Annotated in this window: 16 protein-coding genes and 1 riboswitch; of the genes, 9 read left to right on the top strand and 7 right to left on the bottom strand. The window is 52.1% G+C overall.

The genetic code is table 11. The features are described from left to right. The first annotated feature begins 25 nt into the window (after positions 1-25). The gene (gene zupT, locus GFB57_RS08080) at positions 26-799 is read left to right on the top strand and encodes a zinc transporter ZupT (protein WP_003024600.1); all 774 of its coding nucleotides are present in this window, start codon (positions 26-28) and stop codon (positions 797-799) included. Positions 800-864: 65 nt separating this feature from the next. Here zupT and GFB57_RS08075 read toward each other — a convergent pair whose 3' ends face one another. Then, positions 865-1,041: a hypothetical protein gene (locus GFB57_RS08075; RefSeq protein ID WP_003024604.1), complete on the bottom strand. Its 177-nt coding sequence runs from the start codon at positions 1,039-1,041 to the stop codon at positions 865-867. Between the two features lie 397 nt (positions 1,042-1,438). Between GFB57_RS08075 and GFB57_RS08070 the strand changes: the two genes are divergently transcribed. From GFB57_RS08070 to dsbI, 3 genes are read left to right on the top strand one after another with little or no spacing between them, the layout of a single operon-like run. Beyond that, positions 1,439-3,235, top strand: coding sequence for an aryl-sulfate sulfotransferase (locus tag GFB57_RS08070; protein WP_003024606.1), 1,797 nt, complete (start codon positions 1,439-1,441; stop codon positions 3,233-3,235). A 23-nt stretch (positions 3,236-3,258) separates the two neighbouring features. Continuing rightward, a complete protein-coding gene (locus GFB57_RS08065) occupies positions 3,259-3,927 on the top strand; it encodes a thiol:disulfide interchange protein DsbA/DsbL (protein WP_290366956.1) in 669 nt (222 codons plus the stop codon). A 14-nt stretch (positions 3,928-3,941) separates the two neighbouring features. Continuing rightward, positions 3,942-4,613 (top strand): protein-disulfide oxidoreductase DsbI, encoded by a 672-nt coding sequence (dsbI, locus tag GFB57_RS08060; protein ID WP_003024612.1) that lies wholly within the window; start codon positions 3,942-3,944, stop codon positions 4,611-4,613. Between the two features lie 82 nt (positions 4,614-4,695). Here the strand turns inward: dsbI and ribB are convergent, their stop codons facing one another. After that, the gene (ribB, locus tag GFB57_RS08055) at positions 4,696-5,349 is read right to left on the bottom strand and encodes a 3,4-dihydroxy-2-butanone-4-phosphate synthase (RefSeq protein WP_003024615.1); all 654 of its coding nucleotides are present in this window, start codon (positions 5,347-5,349) and stop codon (positions 4,696-4,698) included. A gap of 106 nt (positions 5,350-5,455) precedes the next feature. Next, positions 5,456-5,605, bottom strand: a riboswitch (FMN riboswitch). 132 nt (positions 5,606-5,737) lie between these two features. On the opposite strand from ribB, the gene ubiK reads away from it, so the two are divergent. Next, on the top strand, positions 5,738-6,034 hold the full coding sequence (gene ubiK / locus GFB57_RS08050) for a ubiquinone biosynthesis accessory factor UbiK (RefSeq protein ID WP_003024618.1): 297 nt from the start codon (positions 5,738-5,740) through the stop codon (positions 6,032-6,034). A gap of 32 nt (positions 6,035-6,066) precedes the next feature. On the opposite strand, the gene glgS is transcribed toward ubiK, so the two are convergent. Continuing rightward, a complete protein-coding gene (gene glgS, locus GFB57_RS08045) occupies positions 6,067-6,273 on the bottom strand; it encodes a cell surface composition regulator GlgS (RefSeq protein ID WP_019077704.1) in 207 nt (68 codons plus the stop codon). A gap of 259 nt (positions 6,274-6,532) precedes the next feature. Here glgS and GFB57_RS08040 point away from each other — a divergent pair, with 259 nt between their 5' ends. Both GFB57_RS08040 and GFB57_RS08035 read left to right on the top strand, forming a co-directional pair. Continuing rightward, positions 6,533-7,162: an OB-fold-containig protein gene (locus tag GFB57_RS08040; protein ID WP_003024624.1), complete on the top strand. Its 630-nt coding sequence runs from the start codon at positions 6,533-6,535 to the stop codon at positions 7,160-7,162. A gap of 23 nt (positions 7,163-7,185) precedes the next feature. Next, on the top strand, positions 7,186-8,853 hold the full coding sequence (locus GFB57_RS08035) for a flotillin family protein (RefSeq protein ID WP_003024632.1): 1,668 nt from the start codon (positions 7,186-7,188) through the stop codon (positions 8,851-8,853). Between the two features lie 92 nt (positions 8,854-8,945). Here the strand turns inward: GFB57_RS08035 and hldE are convergent, their stop codons facing one another. The 3 genes from hldE to GFB57_RS08020 form a co-directional block, all read right to left on the bottom strand. Next, complete coding sequence (hldE, locus tag GFB57_RS08030; RefSeq protein ID WP_003024636.1) at positions 8,946-10,379, bottom strand: bifunctional D-glycero-beta-D-manno-heptose-7-phosphate kinase/D-glycero-beta-D-manno-heptose 1-phosphate adenylyltransferase HldE; 1,434 nt, start codon at positions 10,377-10,379, stop codon at positions 8,946-8,948. 59 nt (positions 10,380-10,438) lie between these two features. Then, positions 10,439-13,279: a bifunctional [glutamate--ammonia ligase]-adenylyl-L-tyrosine phosphorylase/[glutamate--ammonia-ligase] adenylyltransferase gene (glnE, locus tag GFB57_RS08025; protein ID WP_003024639.1), complete on the bottom strand. Its 2,841-nt coding sequence runs from the start codon at positions 13,277-13,279 to the stop codon at positions 10,439-10,441. A gap of 125 nt (positions 13,280-13,404) precedes the next feature. Continuing rightward, positions 13,405-14,706, bottom strand: a complete 1,302-nt coding sequence (locus GFB57_RS08020) for an inorganic triphosphatase (protein ID WP_003024647.1) — start codon at positions 14,704-14,706, stop codon at positions 13,405-13,407. 241 nt (positions 14,707-14,947) lie between these two features. Here GFB57_RS08020 and GFB57_RS08015 point away from each other — a divergent pair, with 241 nt between their 5' ends. Next, a complete protein-coding gene (locus tag GFB57_RS08015) occupies positions 14,948-15,568 on the top strand; it encodes a TIGR04211 family SH3 domain-containing protein (RefSeq protein ID WP_003024650.1) in 621 nt (206 codons plus the stop codon). 61 nt (positions 15,569-15,629) lie between these two features. Next, positions 15,630-16,871 (top strand): multifunctional CCA addition/repair protein, encoded by a 1,242-nt coding sequence (locus GFB57_RS08010; protein WP_003024653.1) that lies wholly within the window; start codon positions 15,630-15,632, stop codon positions 16,869-16,871. Positions 16,872-16,932: 61 nt separating this feature from the next. On the opposite strand, the gene bacA is transcribed toward GFB57_RS08010, so the two are convergent. Next, positions 16,933-17,751, bottom strand: a complete 819-nt coding sequence (gene bacA / locus GFB57_RS08005) for an undecaprenyl-diphosphate phosphatase (RefSeq protein ID WP_003024655.1) — start codon at positions 17,749-17,751, stop codon at positions 16,933-16,935. Positions 17,752-17,761: the final 10 nt, after the last annotated feature.

Raw genomic sequence — 17,761 nt, 5'->3', positions numbered from 1 at the left:
GATTGATAAGGAGTTTTATTTGTCGATGTCAGTACCTTTACTTCTGACTTTACTGGCAGGTGCCGCCACGTTTATCGGCGCATTTCTCGGCGTGTTAGGGCAAAAGCCTTCCAACCGCGTTCTCGCCTTTTCTTTAGGCTTCGCTGCCGGGATTATGCTACTGATCTCTCTAATGGAAATGCTACCTGCTGCGCTGGCCGCTGAAGGCATGTCGCCAGTTCTGGGCTACGGAATGTTTATCGTCGGCTTGCTGGGCTACTTTGGCCTGGACCGTCTATTGCCGCACGCGCACCCTCAGGATCTGGTACAAAAAACAACGCAGCCTCTACCCGGATCCATTAAACGCACCGCGATTTTATTAACGCTCGGCATCAGCCTGCACAATTTTCCGGAAGGGATTGCGACGTTTGTTACCGCCAGCAGCAACCTCGAGCTGGGCTTTGGTATTGCGCTTGCCGTCGCATTACACAATATTCCTGAAGGATTAGCCGTTGCAGGTCCGGTCTATGCAGCAACGGGCTCCAAACGTACGGCGATATTCTGGGCCGGGATCTCGGGCATGGCGGAAATACTGGGCGGCGTACTGGCGTGGTTAATTCTGGGGAGTCTCATCTCGCCTGTGGTGATGGCGGCAATAATGGCGGCAGTCGCGGGTATTATGGTGGCGCTGTCAGTCGATGAATTGATGCCACTGGCAAAAGAGATCGACCCAAATAATAATCCCAGCTATGGGGTCCTGTGCGGAATGTCGGTGATGGGGTTAAGTCTCGTCATCCTCCAGTCCATGGGAATCGGATAATCCAGAGGGCGGATGCCACCCTGCTATTTTACAGCATCCGCTCATCCATAGCAGAACGTGAAGGACTATTTCTGTTCCTTAATCACGCTGTTATCTTCACCAGAACGTCGGAAGAGTTTGTTTCGCGCCTCAAGCAATGCGTCTCTGTCTTGTCGGAATGCCCGACAATAACGCTTCATATGGCAATAATAACCCAATGCAACGAGTGCAATTAATACGATCCAATACCAGGCAATAAACATTCTTTTACCCTTAACATTTAACATCATTAAACATTTAACGTTAAAATTTTACATAAACTTATTCTGACATACCCCTATAGTGGCATATTTCAGAAACAAATATATGATTTCGATCATATAAACCAGCAGCTATGCCAATAGCTAAAACAGTTATAAAAAATAAAACTCTGTCGACGAGATCACACTAAGCAATAATAAACATTGTCCTTAAAATACCTCACTCATACTATCCAGAAAAAAATAAAAATTAGATTTTGTAGAATAATACACTTCATCAATATTTATATACCCACAATAAAAGTGACATCAGTAGTACCATTTTCATTTTTAGCCATATCGTAAAAACATAATATATTCAGTGGAATTATATTTAAAGTTAATATAAGGAGATATATCCATGTTTAGACAATACCGAAAAACACTTCTCGCTGGCACACTCGCACTGACGTTTGGATTAACCGTTGGAAATTCGTTTGCTGCAGGTTTTCAACCCGCTCAACCTGCGGGAAAACTGGGGGCAATAGTAGTTGACCCATACGGAAACGCCCCGCTTACCGCACTGGTTGAATTAGATAGTCACGTTATTTCAGATGTTAAAGTCACCGTTCATGGCAAAGGCGAGAAAGGAGTTCCTGTTACTTATACAGTTGGCAAAGAGTCGTTAGCAACCTATGACGGCGTGCCTATTTTTGGTCTTTATCAAAAGTTTGCTAATAAGGTCACCGTTGAATATAAAGAAAATGGCAAAGCCATGAAGGATGATTATGTGGTGCAAACGTCCGCCATCGTTAATCACTACATGGATAACCGTTCTATTTCCGATTTACAGCAAACGAAAGTTATTAAGGTAGCGCCTGGTTTTGAAGACCGCCTCTATCTGGTGAATACCCATACTTTCACCCCACAGGGGGCAGAATTCCACTGGCATGGTGAAAAAGACAAAAATGCCGGCATCCTGGATGCAGGTCCAGCCGGTGGCGCATTACCTTTTGATATCGCACCCTTTACCTTTGTCGTCGATACGGAAGGTGAATATCGTTGGTGGCTGGATCAAGATACCTTTTACGATGGCCATGACATGGATATCAACAAGCGCGGCTACCTGATGGGTATTCGTGAAACACCGCGCGGCACCTTCACAGCCGTTCAGGGTCAGCATTGGTACGAATTTGATATGATGGGGCAGATTCTGGCCGATCATAAGCTACCGCGCGGCTTCCTCGACGCGTCGCATGAATCGATCGAAACAATCAACGACACCGTGTTGCTTCGCGTGGGCAAACGCGATTATCGCAAAGAAGATGGCATCCATGTGCAAACCATCCGCGATCAGATAATTGAAGTAGACAAGTCCGGTCGTGTGGTTGATGTGTGGGATCTGACAAAGATACTCGATCCGATGCGTGATGCGCTTCTGGGTGCGCTGGACGCAGGCGCGGTATGCGTCAACGTTGACCTCGCTCATGCCGGTCAACAGGCGAAACTGGAGCCAGATACTCCTTACGGTGACGCCCTCGGAGTGGGTGCAGGTCGTAACTGGGCGCACGTTAACTCCATTGCCTATGATGCCAAAGATGACTCCATTATTATCTCTTCCCGCCATCAGGGTGTTGTCAAAATCGGTCGCGATAAACAGGTGAAGTGGATTCTGGCACCGTCTAAAGGCTGGAATAAGGCGCTGGCAAGCAAGCTGTTAAAACCGGTTGATGATAAGGGCAACGCGCTAAAATGTGACGAAAACGGTAAGTGCGAGAATACTGATTTCGATTTTACCTACACCCAACACACCGCATGGCTCTCGAGCAAAGGGACATTAACCATCTTTGACAACGGCGATGGTCGTGGGCTCGAACAACCGGCATTGCCGACGATGAAATACTCCCGGTTCGTCGAATATAAAGTTGACGATAAAAAAGGAACCGTTCAGCAAATTTGGGAATACGGAAAAGAACGCGGTTACGATTTCTATAGCCCCATCACCTCGGTTATCGAATATCAGAAAGACCGCGACACCATGTTTGGATTTGGTGGTTCTATTAATTTATTTGACGTTGGACAACCAACCATCGGCAAAATCAACGAAATTGACTATAAGACTAAAGAAGTCAAAGTCGAAATTGATGTCCTTTCAGATAAGCCAAACCAAACGCACTACCGCGCATTACTGGTTCACCCACAACAAATGTTTAAATAATATCGTTAGATTAAGGATTAATTATGTCATCTAAATGGATTACTTCATTATTTAAAAGCGTGGTATTAACCGCCGCACTTGCCTCGTCGTTTGCCGCCTCCGCTTTTACAGAAGGCACTGATTATATGGTTTTAGAGAAACCGATTCCTAATGCTGATAAGACGTTAATAAAAGTATTCAGCTACGCCTGTCCGTTCTGTTACAAATATGATAAAGCCGTGACTGGCCCGGTTTCTGAAAAAGTGGCCGATCTCGTCACCTTCACACCATTTCATCTGGAAACCAAAGGGGAATATGGTAAACAGGCCAGTGAAGTTTTTGCAGTAATGATTGCTAAAGATCAGGCAGCAGGGATTTCATTATTTGATGCCAAATCACAGTTCAAAAAAGCGAAATTCGCTTATTACGCTGCTTACCACGACAAGAAAGAGCGCTGGTCAGATGGTAAAGATCCGGCCGTATTCATTAAAACAGGCCTGGATGCTGCAGGCATGAGCCAGGCAGATTTTGACGCCGCGCTGCAAGATCCCACCGTTCAGCAAACGCTGGAGAAATGGAAAGCGGCATATGACGTCGCCAAAATTCAGGGGGTTCCGGCTTACGTCGTTAACGGTAAATACCTGATCTACACCAAGAGTATCAAATCCATTGACTCCATGGCTGAGCTTGTCAGAGAACTGGCGACAAAATAAACAGGGACGAGGCTATGGTTTTCATAAAAGGATGGTGGCGGGACTTACGTACCACGCCGGTTGATACGCTGGTGAGATGGCAGGAACAGCGCTTTCTGTGGCTACTGATGGCCTGCGCAATGGGCGGGTTAATAATATTGGCACACTCGTTTTTCCAAATCTATCTCTATATGGCCCCCTGCGAGCAGTGTGTCTACATTCGCTTTGCCATGTTTGTGATGGTTTTCGGTGGATTGATCGCGGCAATAAACCCTAAAAATGTTGTTCTGAAGCTTATTGGCTGCATTGCGGCATTTTACGGCAGCATCATGGGCATTAAGTTCTCGCTCAAACTCAATGATATTCATCATGCGGTACATAGCCCGGATTCGCTGTTTGGCGTCCAGGGGTGTTCCACCGATCCGACATTCCCTTTCAATTTGCCGCTGGCAAACTGGGCTCCGGAGTGGTTTAAACCCACTGGAGATTGCGGCTATGATGCCCCCATAGTGCCTGATGGCGTGGCACTCAGCACTACGCAAAAGTGGTTTATCGATCTATACCAACAGTCTGAAGGCTGGTATCTGTTTCCACCGTGGCAATTTATGAACATGGCGCAGGCATGCCTGTTAGCCTTTGGCTTATGTTTAGTGCTGTTGGTGATAATGAGCGGCGCCTGGACTTTAAAACTGACCAGAACCAAATAATTTGAGCAAAAATAAAAAAACCGAAGCCTGGAAGATGGCTTCGGTTTTTTATGCTTACCACAACTAACGTGGTAATAGTCTATTAGCTGGCTTTGCGCTCGTGCGCCTGACGATAAGCCACTAAATCTTCGATAGTGACTACAGCCATATTGTGCTTGCCGGCAAACTCAATGCACTGTGGCGCACGCGCCATGGTGCCATCATCATTAGTCAATTCGCACAGCACACCCGCTGGTTTAAACCCAGCCAGCGTCATCAGGTCGATGGTCGCTTCAGTATGACCACCGCGGGTCAACACACCACCAGCTTGAGCACGCAGCGGGAACACGTGCCCCGGACGGTTCAGATCGGAAGGTTTAGCGCCATCCTTAATTGCCGCACGCACCGTAGTAACACGGTCTGCTGCGGAAACGCCGGTGGTCACGCCTTCTGCGGCTTCAATGGTCACGGTAAAACCGGTACCGTAAGCGCTGGTATTATTTTCCACCATCATTGGCAGATCGAGCTGTTTGCGTCGGTCTTCAGTGATGCACAGGCATACAATACCGCTACCGTGACGGATGGTCAGCGCCATCTGTTCAACGGTCATGGTCTCTGCCGGGAAAACCATATCGCCTTCGTTTTCACGGTCTTCGTCGTCAAGCACCATTACACCGCGTCCTTCACGCAGCGCAGACAGCGCATGTTCAACACGTTCGAAAGGCGTACCAAAAGAGGAAAGTAGCGTCTGATTCATGGTAAAAAAACCTCACTAAAATTATGGTTACCAGAATCAGGGCAGTCTTAGGAGTACCGTCTAAGCGGCAAAAAAATAACGTGAGCGGGTCCATGCCCGACTGGATCGTTACTCTCTCCCATCCGGACTCTAACCGTCGGCCCCGGAATTACACCGGATCTGCTGACCTTTTTGCCGTAACAAAAAGCGCTCGCGGGCTTTCAACATCAGTTGATTTACCGCCGGTGGGGAATTTCGCCCCGCCCTGAGAATAAGCGGGTTAACTATAACGCTATTGATTACCTTCATCAACGCCTTTACTCGTCTTAGCTTCACACAATTCTGGTTTATGCCTGTGCCAGTTCGCACTACAATAGGCAGCAACACGTACCAGTTCAGGGAAACCACAATGATTGACCCGAAAAAAATTGAGCAGATTGCTCGTCAGGTTCACGAGTCGATGCCGAAAGGGATCCGCGAGTTTGGCGAAGACGTCGAGAAGAAAATTCGTCAAACGCTGCAGTCACAGCTGACCCGTCTGGATCTGGTAAGCCGTGAAGAATTCGATGTACAGACTCAGGTTTTATTGCGCACACGTGAAAAGCTGGCGCTGCTTGAGCAACGTCTGACTGAGCTGGAATCGCGTGAAAAAACGGCAGAAGTTAAACCTGCCCCCGCGATCCCGTCAGTCGATCCGCAAGAGTAAAACGACAACGGGCCGCAAGGCCCGTTTTTCTGTTAGTGTTCCAGTTCTAGCTTCCTGGCTTCCGTCGCCTGCTGGCAGTACAGCGCATAGCGTTTGCAAAACCAGCTACGATGTTCTTCATCCATGTTCCCGGTTATCGCCTGGATATCAACGGGATGGCCCTCAGCCTGCATTCTGGCAAAACTACGGGCCAGGAAATCGAAATTGTTCATTGAATACATATTGCTGTTCATGAGCATACCCTCCAGTTATTGAATATCTGCTAAGGCCATATGCTTTTTCTAATTTCAGTATTTCCCTGGATACGAAGTTATTCTGTACATATTGTGCGCAAAATACCGCCTACTTCACAGTTTCCTACGAAATCTAAGAGGGGGATGAGCCCCTTTTCGGATTAAAGACCAGGGTAACGCATGTTATTGTAACGTCATGTAAAAGTAAGAGGTAAAACCATTACTTTTGACACGGACAGGGAACGCAGTAACAGGAGGAAACAACTTGGTATTGTTCACGGATTACAACAGCCCCTACCTGTTTGCTATTTCATTTGTACTGTTGATTGGCCTACTGGAAATCATCTCTCTTATTTTTGGCCATTTTCTTTCAGGTGCGCTTGATGCTCACCTCGAACATTACGATGCCCTGACTTCCGGCAATATCGGCCAGGCGCTTCACTATCTCAATATCGGGCGGATCCCGGCACTGATCGTGCTGTGTTTACTCGCTGGCTTCTTTGGACTCTTCGGTATCCTCCTTCAGCATGGCTGGGTCACGCTGTGGCAAGCACCGCTCAGCAACCTGCTGCTTGCTCCGGTGAGTTTTATTCTTGCCGTCTTCGCCGTGCATTACAGCGGAAAAATCATTGCTCCCTGGCTGCCGCGGGATGAAACCACCGCCCTCGCTGAAGATGAATTTATCGGCAGCATGGCGATTATTACCGGACATTCCGCAAGTGCCGGAACCCCCTGCGAAGGCAAATTTACCGATAAGTTCGGGCAGACTCACTATGTGCTGCTGGAGCCTGAAGCGGGCAAAGAATTCAAAAAAGGAGACAAGGTGCTGATTATCTGCCGACTCTCCGCAACGCGTTACCTGGCCGAGCTAAACCCCTGGCCGACTGTTTTATAATTTTATACAGAGGGATCTTATAGATGGATGATGTTTTTGGCATGTTACCTTCATGGATGTTTACCGCCATTGTGGCGGTGGTCGTCTTAGTAATTATCGGGATTATTTTTGCCCGCCTGTATCGCCGCGCATCTGCTGAACAGGCGTTTGTGCGTACCGGCCTTGGTGGACAAAAAGTGGTGATGAGCGGCGGCGCAATTGTCATGCCTATCTTCCACGAAATTATTCCTATCAACATGAACACCCTCAAACTTGAGGTGAGCCGTTCGACTGTCGACAGTCTCATAACCAAAGACCGTATGCGCGTGGATGTCGTCGTCGCCTTTTTCGTGCGTGTAAAACCGTCTGTTGAAGGGATTGCTACCGCCGCACAGACGTTGGGACAGCGAACACTGTCACCAGAGGATTTACGTGTGCTAATAGAAGATAAGTTTGTTGATGCCCTACGTGCCACTGCGTCGCAGATGACCATGCATGAACTGCAGGATACGCGTGAAAACTTCGTTCAGGGCGTACAAAATACCGTCGCGGAAGACCTGTCCAAAAACGGCCTGGAACTCGAGAGCGTTTCACTCACCAACTTTAACCAGACCGAAAAAGTTCATTTCAACCCGAATAACGCTTTTGATGCCGAGGGTCTGACTAAGCTGACTCAGGAAACAGAACGCCGTCGTCGCGAACGTAACGAAGTCGAGCAGGACGTAGAAGTTGCCGTTCGTGAGAAAAACCGTGATGCGCTGTCGCGCAAGCTGGAGATCGAACAGCAGGAAGCCTTCATGACGCTCGAGCAGGAGCAGCAGGTGAAGACCCGCACGGCCGAGCAAAACGCTAAAATTGCCGCCTTCGAAGCCGAACGCCATCGTGAAGCTGAGCAGACGCGCATTCTTGCCGAACGCCAGATTCAGGAAACAGAAATCGAGCGCGAACAGGCGGTGCGATCCAGAAAAGTCGAGGCCGAGCGTGAAGTTCGCATTAAAGAGATCGAACAGCAGCAGGCAACGGAGATCGCCAACCAGACCAAGTCCATCGCCATTGCCGCCAAGTCCGAACAGCAGTCTCAGGCTGAAGCACGCGCTAACGATGCGCTGGCCGAAGCGGTTCGCGCTCAGCAGAACGTAGAAACCACCCGCCAGACCGCAGAAGCGGATCGTGCCAAACAGGTGGCGTTGATTGCCGCAGCTCAGGATGCAGAAACCCAGGCGGTTGAACTGACCGTCCGGGCAAAAGCGGAAAAAGAAGCCGCAGAATTGCAGGCGGCGGCAATTGTGGAACTGGCCGAAGCCACGCGGAAAAAAGGTCTGGCGGAAGCCGAAGCCCAGCGTGCGCTGAACGATGCCATCAACGTGCTTTCCGACGAACAGACCAGTCTGAAATTTAAGCTGGCCCTGCTGCAGTCCCTGCCAGCAGTCATTGAGAAATCCGTTGAGCCAATGAAATCTATCGATGGGATCAAGATTATCCAGGTTGATGGTCTGAATCGTGGCGGCGCCGTCGGTGAAGTGACCGCAGGTAACGTAACCGGAGGGAATCTGGCTGAGCAGGCATTATCCGCCGCCCTTGCCTATCGTACACAAGCGCCGCTGATTGACTCGCTGTTAAATGAAATTGGTTTGTCCGGTGGTTCGCTGTCGGCACTGGCCGATCCGCTGAAAAACAGTCCACAGCCTGTTGAGAAAACGACTGAAGAATAAGAAACAGAAATGCCGGATGGCAACGCTTACGCGTTTTATCCGGCCTACAACCTCGTAGGCCGGACACCGCCATCCGACAAACATTCCAATTGTTATTTATCGCTGTCTTTCTGGATCTTCTTGATGATATTGGTCGTTGAGCAGCCATCTTCGAAGTTCAGCACCAGCACTTCACCGCCGTTCGCCCATACCTCTTTGCTGCCCGCAATATCTTCTGGCTTATAGTCACCGCCTTTGACCAGCAGATCCGGCAGGATGCCGGCGATCAGACGCTGCGGTGTATCTTCTTCAAAAGAGACCACCCAGTCGACGGATTCCAGCGCGCCCAGCACGATCATGCGCTGTTCCAGCGGGTTAACCGGACGCGTTTCACCTTTCAGACGTTTGGTCGACGCATCACTGTTTACCGCCACGATCAGGCGATCGCCCAGCTTGCGCGCATTTGCCAGATAGGAAACGTGGCCCGCATGCAGGATGTCGAACACGCCGTTAGTCATCACCACTTTCTCACCGCGCTTGCGGGCGCTGGCAACGGCCTGTTTCAGCTCAGATTCGCTCATCACGCCAAAACCAGTATCAGCCCGACCACGCACCGCGTTTTCCAGTTCAATCGGGGAAACGGTGGAGGTTCCCAGTTTACCGACCACAACACCGGCAGCAGCGTTAGCAAAATAGCACGCCTCTTCCAGTGAGTTACCCGCCGCCAGCGTCGCCGCCAGCACGCCGATTACCGTATCGCCCGCACCGGTCACGTCATACACTTCCTGCGCCTGCGTCGGCATATGCAGTGGTGATTTGCCCGGTTGCAGCAACGTCATACCCTGTTCTGAACGGGTGATCAGCAGTGCGGAAAGGTCGAAATCTGCAATCACTTTCATACCGCGCTCAACCAATTCATCTTCGTTTTTGCATTTACCGGCGACCGCTTCAAACTCAGACAGGTTCGGCGTTAGCAGCGTTGCGCCGCGGTAACGTTCAAAATCGGTCCCTTTCGGATCGATAAGCACCGGAACTCCAGCCTTACGCGCCAGAGCAATCATCTGCTGCACGCTTGCCAGCGCGCCTTTGGCGTAGTCAGAGAGCACCAAAGCGCCGATAGAACCCAGCGCCTGATTAATACGCTCGTGCAGCGGCTGCGGATCCACGCCTTCAAAACCTTCTTCAAAATCCAGACGAATCAACTGCTGGTTGCGGGAAAGCACGCGCAGTTTGGTGATTGTCGGATGCGTCGGCACGGACACGAAATCGCATTTTACGTTCACATCCGCCAGCGTTTTGCTCAGCGCACGCGCCGCGTCGTCGATACCGGTCAAACCCACCAGACGGGAATTTGCGCCCAGAGAGGCAATGTTCATCGCCACGTTTGCTGCGCCACCGGGACGTTCTTCGATGGTATCGACCTTCACCACCGGAACCGGCGCTTCAGGTGAAATACGGCTGGTAGGGCCGTACCAGTAGCGATCCAGCATCACATCACCGACAACCATGACTCCTGCACGTTCAAACTCTGGCAGCGTTACTTTCATTCCTGTCTCCTGAGAGATTCTCTGAGGGTCTTAAAATTTGCGCGCGATAATAGCACACTTCACTCGGCAACCAGCCACTTCTGCCAGCTGTCACGCACCAGCGTACGTTCAGCGTCAAAGTGCTCCAGCGCCACATGGCCCGGAAGTTCCTGCAACGCAAGATGGTGAAGTTCATCACGCAACGTCGTATAAGCACGGGTAAGCGCCAGCGCTTCCTGCTCGTCCATAATGTCGTTTTGCGCCAGTAATTCCAGAATGCGCACATTATCCGACCAGCGCGTCAGCTTCGGTTTTTCATGCGCATAGCGCAACACCAGATACTGCGTAATAAACTCAATGTCTGTGATGCCACCCTCATCCGCTTTAATATCAAAACGATCCCGATGCTTATTGCCCAAATGGGCGCGCATTTTCTCACGCATTTCACGCACGTCGGTCTGCAAGGTTTTCCCATCACGGACGAGGGTCATGATATCGCGACGAATCGCATCAAACTGAGAGGTCAACTGCGGGTCGCCATATACCACACGAGCACGCACCAGCGCCTGATGCTCCCATGTCCAGGCTTCGTTGCGCTGGTAATCGTCGAAAGCGTCGGTTGATGTCACCAGCATTCCCGCCGCGCCGGATGGACGCAGCCGCGCATCCACTTCGTACAAAATACCGGACGAGGTGCGGGTGCTGAAAAGGTGCATAATGCGCTGCGACAGACGCAGATAGAACTGTCGCCCGTCAATCTCACGCTCACCGTCCGTCATCACGTCCATCGGACAATCATGCAGGAAGATCAAATCAAGATCCGAACTGTAACCCAGTTCCCAGCCGCCCAGTTTGCCATAGCCGACGACGGCAAAACCGCGCCCCTCACGTTCGCCAAGATGGGTAGGTTGCCCGTAGCGAGCAACCATCTGCGTCCACGCCTGCTGGACTACCGCATCAATAATCGCTTCCGCCAGCCAGGTTAAATGGTCGCTCACCTTCATCACCGGCAGCGTGCCGGCGATATCAGCCGCGGCAATACGCAGTAGCTGCGTTTGCTTAAACTGGCGCAGTGCCTCCAGTTGCTGCTCTTCGTCATCTTCCGGCACGCGCAGCAAATACTGGCGCAGCTCATCACGGTAGGCGTCCGTCGCGGTAGGTTGATACAGGGTATTCGGATCCAACAGTTCATCGAGCAACAACGGATACCGCGCCAGCTGGCTGGCGACCATCGGCGAGGCCGCACAGAGCGAAATCAAATGCTTCAGCGCCCCGGGGAATTCGCTCAGCAGTTCCAGATAGGTCGTGCGAGTCACAATACCCACCAGCAGCGGTGTAATGCGTGACAGCGGGACTGAGGCGTCGTCACGCGTACAGACATCGCTCAGCAGATGCGGCATTAAATGATCCAGCACCTGTCGTCCGCGTGGGCCAATGGTGCGTTTATCCAGCTCTTTGCGGAAATCAGCAATCAGAGACAGCACGCGCCGCCGATCGTCATCCGCCAGATGCGTCAGCACTGGCGTAGTGTCATCTTCCTGTAAGGCGTCCTGCCACAATTCGCGCCACTGTTCTGAGAGCGACTCTTCCTGGGTTTCGGCCTCGTCATCGCCAATCAGCTCGTTGAATACCCGGCGCACATTGTCCATATGATTGGTCAGCACATCGGTTAACTGCTGCCAGTCATCAACGTTCATCCCCCACGCCAGCCGCGCGCGATTCAGTTCATCACCAGGCAGCGTCTGGGTCTGCTCATCATTAATACTTTGCAGCAGGTTTTCCAGGCGGCGTAAATAGAGATAGGCTGCGCGCAGTTGTTCCGCGTCGGTATCAGAAAGCAAGTGCAGCGCATTGATGGCGCTAAGCGTCGGTAACAGCGAGCGGGATTGCAGCGATGGCTCGCGCCCACCGCGAATCAGCTGGAATACCTGCACGATAAATTCGATTTCACGAATGCCGCCCGCCCCCAGCTTGATGTTGTCTTTCAGGCCACGACGGCGTACTTCACGCGCAATCATCCCTTTCATGTTACGCAGCGACTGGATCACGCTGAAATCAATATAGCGACGGAAGACAAAAGGCCGCAGCATGGCACGGAGTTCATTGACGTAAGTGCCGTCGGCATCGCCCATAATGCGGGCTTTAACCATCGCATAGCGTTCCCAGTCGCGCCCTTGTTCCTGGTAATAATCCTCCAGCGCGGAGAAGCTCAGCACCAGCGGGCCGCTGTCGCCAAACGGGCGTAAACGCATATCCACCCGATAGACAAACCCATCCATTGTGGGCTGATCCAGCACTTTGATAAGCCGCTGGCCCATCCGGGTAAAGAACTGCGCGTTATCAAGCTCGCGGCGCCCACCCTGTGTGCTGCCGTGTTCCGGCCAGGCAAAAATCAGGTCGATATCGGAGGAAAAATTCAGCTCGCCGCCGCCGAGTTTCCCCATGCCTAAAATCAGCAGCGGCTGCGCCACACCTTCAGGATTACACGGCGTACCCCATTCGCGACAGCAGGCTGCGTACAACCAGTCGCGCGCGGCGACGATCAACGTTTCAGCCAGATGACTTAGCTGCTGCAAAATACTCTCTTCGGTCACCAGCGACAGCGTCTGTGCCCAGGCGATACGCACCATAATGCGACGGCGAAACAGGCGTAACTCACGCATCAGTGTGTTTTCGTCACTAACGTCAGCCAATGCTTGCTGCAACCAGTTGGCATAGTGTTGCCATTCATCCGCCAGGGGTGGAGTGCTTTCCAGCTCAGCCAGCCATTCGGGATGGGCAATAATGCTGTCACGGACAAAATCACTGAATGTAAGTACTGACTTCGCCTGAACGCTAAGCGAGGACTCAGATATTGCTGCTGGCAGCCGCTCAACAACGGTCGGCCAGTACTGCTGTAACGGTGAAGAGAGCTGCTTCATTTACGGGTTATCCTTTGAATGGTGCCGGATGCGTCTTTTCGCCTTATCCGACCTACATGACAGTTACACACATCGCGTAGGCCTGATAAGCGCAGCGCCATCAGGCATCCCGGCCTCGGCCCTGATTATCGTTTTCCGCTGTGCAGCCAGAACGGTTCCAGCGCGATCGCCTCGTTGCGGAAGTGTTCAATTTCAATATATTGGTTGGCCGCAATGGCGCGACGTAAGCCCTGCCAAGTAGCGATCCATTCTGATGCGACATTTTCGTCGTAGTATCCCGCCAGCATCAGCATGCTATCAATGTTGCGCGTCAAACGTGGAAGCTGATCGGCGTACTGATCGCCCAACGGCTGCGCAAAAGCGGTTTTCAGCTCAGCGGCATGGCGTGAAAGATGGGTATCAGAGAAGCGCTTAAAGGAGTCGGCAATTTTGCCCTGCGCCTTCGCATCCAGGAACGGCTGCCATCCTTTGGTCACCAGCCATTCGGTCAGCGCCAGCTTGGCCATTGCCGTTTGCGTACTGTAAACCGCCGAAATAGCAGAAACGTCCGACGCAATGATCGCTTCCGATTGGGTCAGCAAATCACGTAAGTGAGCGCTCGCTTTTCGTGGCACATTACCGCCAAACAACATCAGAATGTGACGCACCAGCCCCATTGCCGCCAGCACCTCGGCTTTCGCCCCTTTAACGCCGCGTACCCACAGCTCTTCGTGGTACTGCCACTGTGATAATGCCAGCTCCAGCGCCGCTTCCAAGCCCTGCTCAATGCTCGCCTTCGCCGGAACCTTCAAAATCCGCGTCGGTTTGAGTTCGCGCAGCGCATTCCCCAGGGCCAAATGATAACCGCGCGCGGCTTTGCTCAAACTGCCCTGGCGTAAACCGGTTTGCGAAACCAGCTGGTTTGCCAGCTTCAGTACCGCACGGGTATCGCCGCTTAGCAGTTCAAGTTCAAGCTCACAGATAGGTTCTGCAAACTCGCCCGCTTTCACTTCCCCCACATCGAGGGCCATTTCAATCCGGCTGCCATCAACATCAACCAACCATTTCTCACGGAAAAAATCGGTGCTGAACAACGGCTGCACTTGAGAAGCAAGTTCAGCGGGCAGTTTGCCATCAGGCCAGACTTCCGTTGGGAACAAGGCGAGATCCAGCTCAGGCGCGTCCAGCGCAACGTTAAATTCCGGTCGCTGATGCAGGCCGCCCGTCACGCGTCCGGCAATTTTCATGGTCATTTCGTAATGACCGTTTTCACCGCGAATACGCAGCCCCATATCGTGACCACGCAACCACGCATCCGGCGTTTCGTAGTAAATATTCAGCAACTGGCTGGGTGCATGATGCTCTCCCCCCAGCGTATTCAGACGTTCACGTAGCGCATCGACAGCGTCACTATTAACGATAAATTTTAATTCGATTTCCTGGGCCATGGTCTTGTACTTATGGGTTATGTCACAGTTGAGAAAACTGACTGCGAACTAAGTTCGTTCTTTATGGTCAGTAGATAGTATTTTGCGCCAAATTGCCATGCAACGAGCAATTTGACGGGCGTAAAAGTTTCGAGTGGTGGCAAAAAGGACACAGATGATTCCGATTGATGTCGAATGCTTTGCGTAGAGACACTGATGCCACTACTATCGTTCCACTTTCTATGACAATAACGACAGCCTGATGCCAAAATTACGCCTGATTGGATTAACTTTACTCGCACTTAGCGCCACTGCAGTCTCTCATGCCGAAGAAAAGCGCTATGTCTCTGACGAACTGAACACCTGGGTCCGCAGCGGTCCGGGAGATAATTATCGCCTCGTGGGTACGGTTAACGCCGGCGAGGAAGTCACGCTATTACAGACTGATGCCAACACCAACTACGCCCAGGTGAAAGACAGCACCGGACGTACCGCCTGGATCCCACTGAAAGAGCTGAACAGTACGCCGAGCCTGCGTACCCGCGTTCCCGACCTGGAAAACCAGGTTAAGATCTTGACCGATAAGCTCAATAATATCGATACCACATGGAATCAGCGTACCGCCGACATGCAGCAAAAGGTAGCGCAGAGCGACAGCGTGATTGACGGGCTGAAACAAGAAAACCAGAAGCTGAAGAACGAACTTATCGTGGCGCAAAAGAAGGTGAGCGCAGCCAACCTTCAGCTTGATGACAAGCAGCGTACTATCATCATGCAATGGTTTATGTATGGCGGCGGCGTGCTGGGTCTTGGTCTGCTGCTCGGTCTGGTTCTGCCACACATGATCCCAAGCCGTAAACGCAAAGATCGCTGGATGAACTGAATCGCCTTCTCCGCCACACTGACATATGATTAAGGGATGTTTTTTTCAAAAGGAAAGTGGCGTGAAGATTTATCTGGTCGGTGGTGCTGTTCGGGATGCGTTATTAGGGCTACCGATTAAAGATAAAGATTGGGTCGTTGTCGGTGCCACGCCGCAAGGAATGCTCGACGCGGGTTACCAACAGGTAGGCCGCGATTTTCCCGTGTTTCTGCATCCGCAAACCCGGGAAGAGTATGCGTTGGCGCGTACTGAACGCAAATCAGGTTCGGGATATACCGGATTCACCTGCTACGCCGCGCCAGATGTGACGCTGGAGGCCGATCTTCAGCGGCGCGACCTGACCATCAACGCAATGGCCCGCGATGACAACGGGGAGATTATCGACCCGTATAACGGACGCGATGATCTGGAAAACCGCCTGCTGCGTCATGTTTCCCCGGCTTTTAGCGAAGATCCACTGCGCGTGCTGCGCGTAGCGCGCTTTGCTGCCCGCTATGCGCACCTTGGCTTTCGTATTGCCGACGAAACCATGACGCTGATGCGCGATATGAACGCCGCTGGCGAGCTGGAACACTTGACGCCAGAGCGCGTGTGGAAAGAAACGGAAAGCGCCTTAACCACCCGCAACCCACAGGTATTTTTTCAGGTCCTGCGCGACTGCGGCGCACTGCACGTTCTGTTTCCTGAAGTGGATGCTCTGTTCGGCGTTCCCGCGCCCGCGCAGTGGCACCCGGAAATTGATACCGGTATTCACACGCTGATGACGCTGTCGATGGCAGCCATGTTAAGCCCGGAGGTCGACGTGCGTTTTGCCACGCTGTGCCACGATCTTGGCAAAGCATTAACGCCTAAAGCGCTATGGCCGCGCCATCATGGCCACGGTCCGGCGGGCGTTAAGCTGGTCGAGCAACTGTGTCAGCGCCTGCGCGTGCCGAATGACATCCGTGATTTAGCCAAACTGGTGGCCGAGTTCCACGACCTGATTCATACCTTCCCGATCCTGCAACCGAAAACCATCGTTAAGCTGTTTGATTCCATCGATGCATGGCGCAAACCGCAGCGCGTGGAGCAAATCGCCCTCACCAGCGAGGCCGACGTGCGTGGGCGAACCGGTTTTGAAGCGGCGGATTACCCACAAGGCAGGCTGTTGCGTGAAGCCTGGCTGGTTGCACAGGCGGTTCCCACGAAAGATGTCGTGGAAGCGGGATTCAAAGGTCAGGCTATTCGCGAGGAACTGACCCGGCGTCGCATTGCGGCGGTGGCCAACTGGAAGGAGAAGCGGTGTCCTAAACCCACCGCCTGAACGAATATCACCCGTAGGCCGGATAAGGCGAAACGCCGCCATCCGGCACCACGGTAAGTCATCAGAAGAACACGACGTAAACGGCAGCCGCTACAACAAAGCGATAAATCGCAAACGGAATGAACGAGATACGCTTAATCAGCTGCAGGAAGGTTTTGATCGCTACCAGCGCCACGATAAACGCCGTCACGAAACCGACGGCAAACATCGGGATATCTGATGCGCTGAGAAACGACCAGCTCTTGTAGAGATCCAGCGCCGTTGCACCCATCATCATCGGCACGGCCAGCAGGAAAGAAAACTCAGACGCCGCGTAACGGCTCACGCCCATCAGCATACCGCCAGAAATCGTCGCCCCGGAGCGAGAAAAGCCCGGCCACAGGGCCAGACACTGGAAACAGCCGATCATAAACGCCTGCCTATAGGTCATATCATCCAGACCCGGCGCACGCGGCTCTTTCGGCTTCAGGCATTCTGCGGCAATCAGCAGCACGCCCCCTACCACCAGCGCATACATCACGTTGATCGGGTTAAACAGCGATTTGATGGTGTCGTGGAATATCAGCCCCAGCACTACGGCTGGGATCATCCCCAACAGAATATGTCCCAGCGTCAGTCGACCTTTGCCAGTACCTTCATGCGGGGCTTTGCCGAAGTGAATGCCAATCAAACTAAACAGACGTCGCCAGAACATCACCACGACTGCCAGAATAGAACCTAGCTGGATTACCACCTCGAAAGTTTTTGCGGTGTCACCCTCAAAACCCAGCAGGTGGCCAACAATAATCATATGGCCGGTACTGGAAACGGGTAAAAATTCCGTCAACCCTTCGACCACACCCAAAATTGCCGCCACCAGCAGCGAGTGCATATCACTCATTAATAAACCC

This window comes from Citrobacter sp. S39 (genome assembly GCF_009495675.1).
GTDB lineage: Bacteria > Pseudomonadota > Gammaproteobacteria > Enterobacterales > Enterobacteriaceae > Citrobacter > Citrobacter freundii.
This window is presented reverse-complemented; position numbering and strand designations above follow the sequence as displayed.

What these genes read in the sequence shown, in the direction of transcription:
- ubiK (WP_003024618.1), top strand. Translation starts at nt 5,738, where the DNA reads ATGATTGACCCGAAAAAAATTGAGCAGATTGCTCGTCAGGTTCACGAG.
- glnE (WP_003024639.1), bottom strand. Translation starts at nt 13,279, where the DNA reads ATGAAGCAGCTCTCTTCACCGTTACAGCAGTACTGGCCGACCGTTGTT.
- GFB57_RS08015 (WP_003024650.1), top strand. Translation starts at nt 14,948, where the DNA reads ATGCCAAAATTACGCCTGATTGGATTAACTTTACTCGCACTTAGCGCC.
- GFB57_RS08065 (WP_290366956.1), top strand. Translation starts at nt 3,259, where the DNA reads ATGTCATCTAAATGGATTACTTCATTATTTAAAAGCGTGGTATTAACC.
- dsbI (WP_003024612.1), top strand. Translation starts at nt 3,942, where the DNA reads ATGGTTTTCATAAAAGGATGGTGGCGGGACTTACGTACCACGCCGGTT.
- GFB57_RS08070 (WP_003024606.1), top strand. Translation starts at nt 1,439, where the DNA reads ATGTTTAGACAATACCGAAAAACACTTCTCGCTGGCACACTCGCACTG.
- glgS (WP_019077704.1), bottom strand. Translation starts at nt 6,273, where the DNA reads ATGCTCATGAACAGCAATATGTATTCAATGAACAATTTCGATTTCCTG.
- hldE (WP_003024636.1), bottom strand. Translation starts at nt 10,379, where the DNA reads ATGAAAGTAACGCTGCCAGAGTTTGAACGTGCAGGAGTCATGGTTGTC.
- bacA (WP_003024655.1), bottom strand. Translation starts at nt 17,751, where the DNA reads ATGAGTGATATGCACTCGCTGCTGGTGGCGGCAATTTTGGGTGTGGTC.
- zupT (WP_003024600.1), top strand. Translation starts at nt 26, where the DNA reads ATGTCAGTACCTTTACTTCTGACTTTACTGGCAGGTGCCGCCACGTTT.
- ribB (WP_003024615.1), bottom strand. Translation starts at nt 5,349, where the DNA reads ATGAATCAGACGCTACTTTCCTCTTTTGGTACGCCTTTCGAACGTGTT.
- GFB57_RS08075 (WP_003024604.1), bottom strand. Translation starts at nt 1,041, where the DNA reads ATGTTTATTGCCTGGTATTGGATCGTATTAATTGCACTCGTTGCATTG.
- GFB57_RS08020 (WP_003024647.1), bottom strand. Translation starts at nt 14,706, where the DNA reads ATGGCCCAGGAAATCGAATTAAAATTTATCGTTAATAGTGACGCTGTC.
- GFB57_RS08035 (WP_003024632.1), top strand. Translation starts at nt 7,186, where the DNA reads ATGGATGATGTTTTTGGCATGTTACCTTCATGGATGTTTACCGCCATT.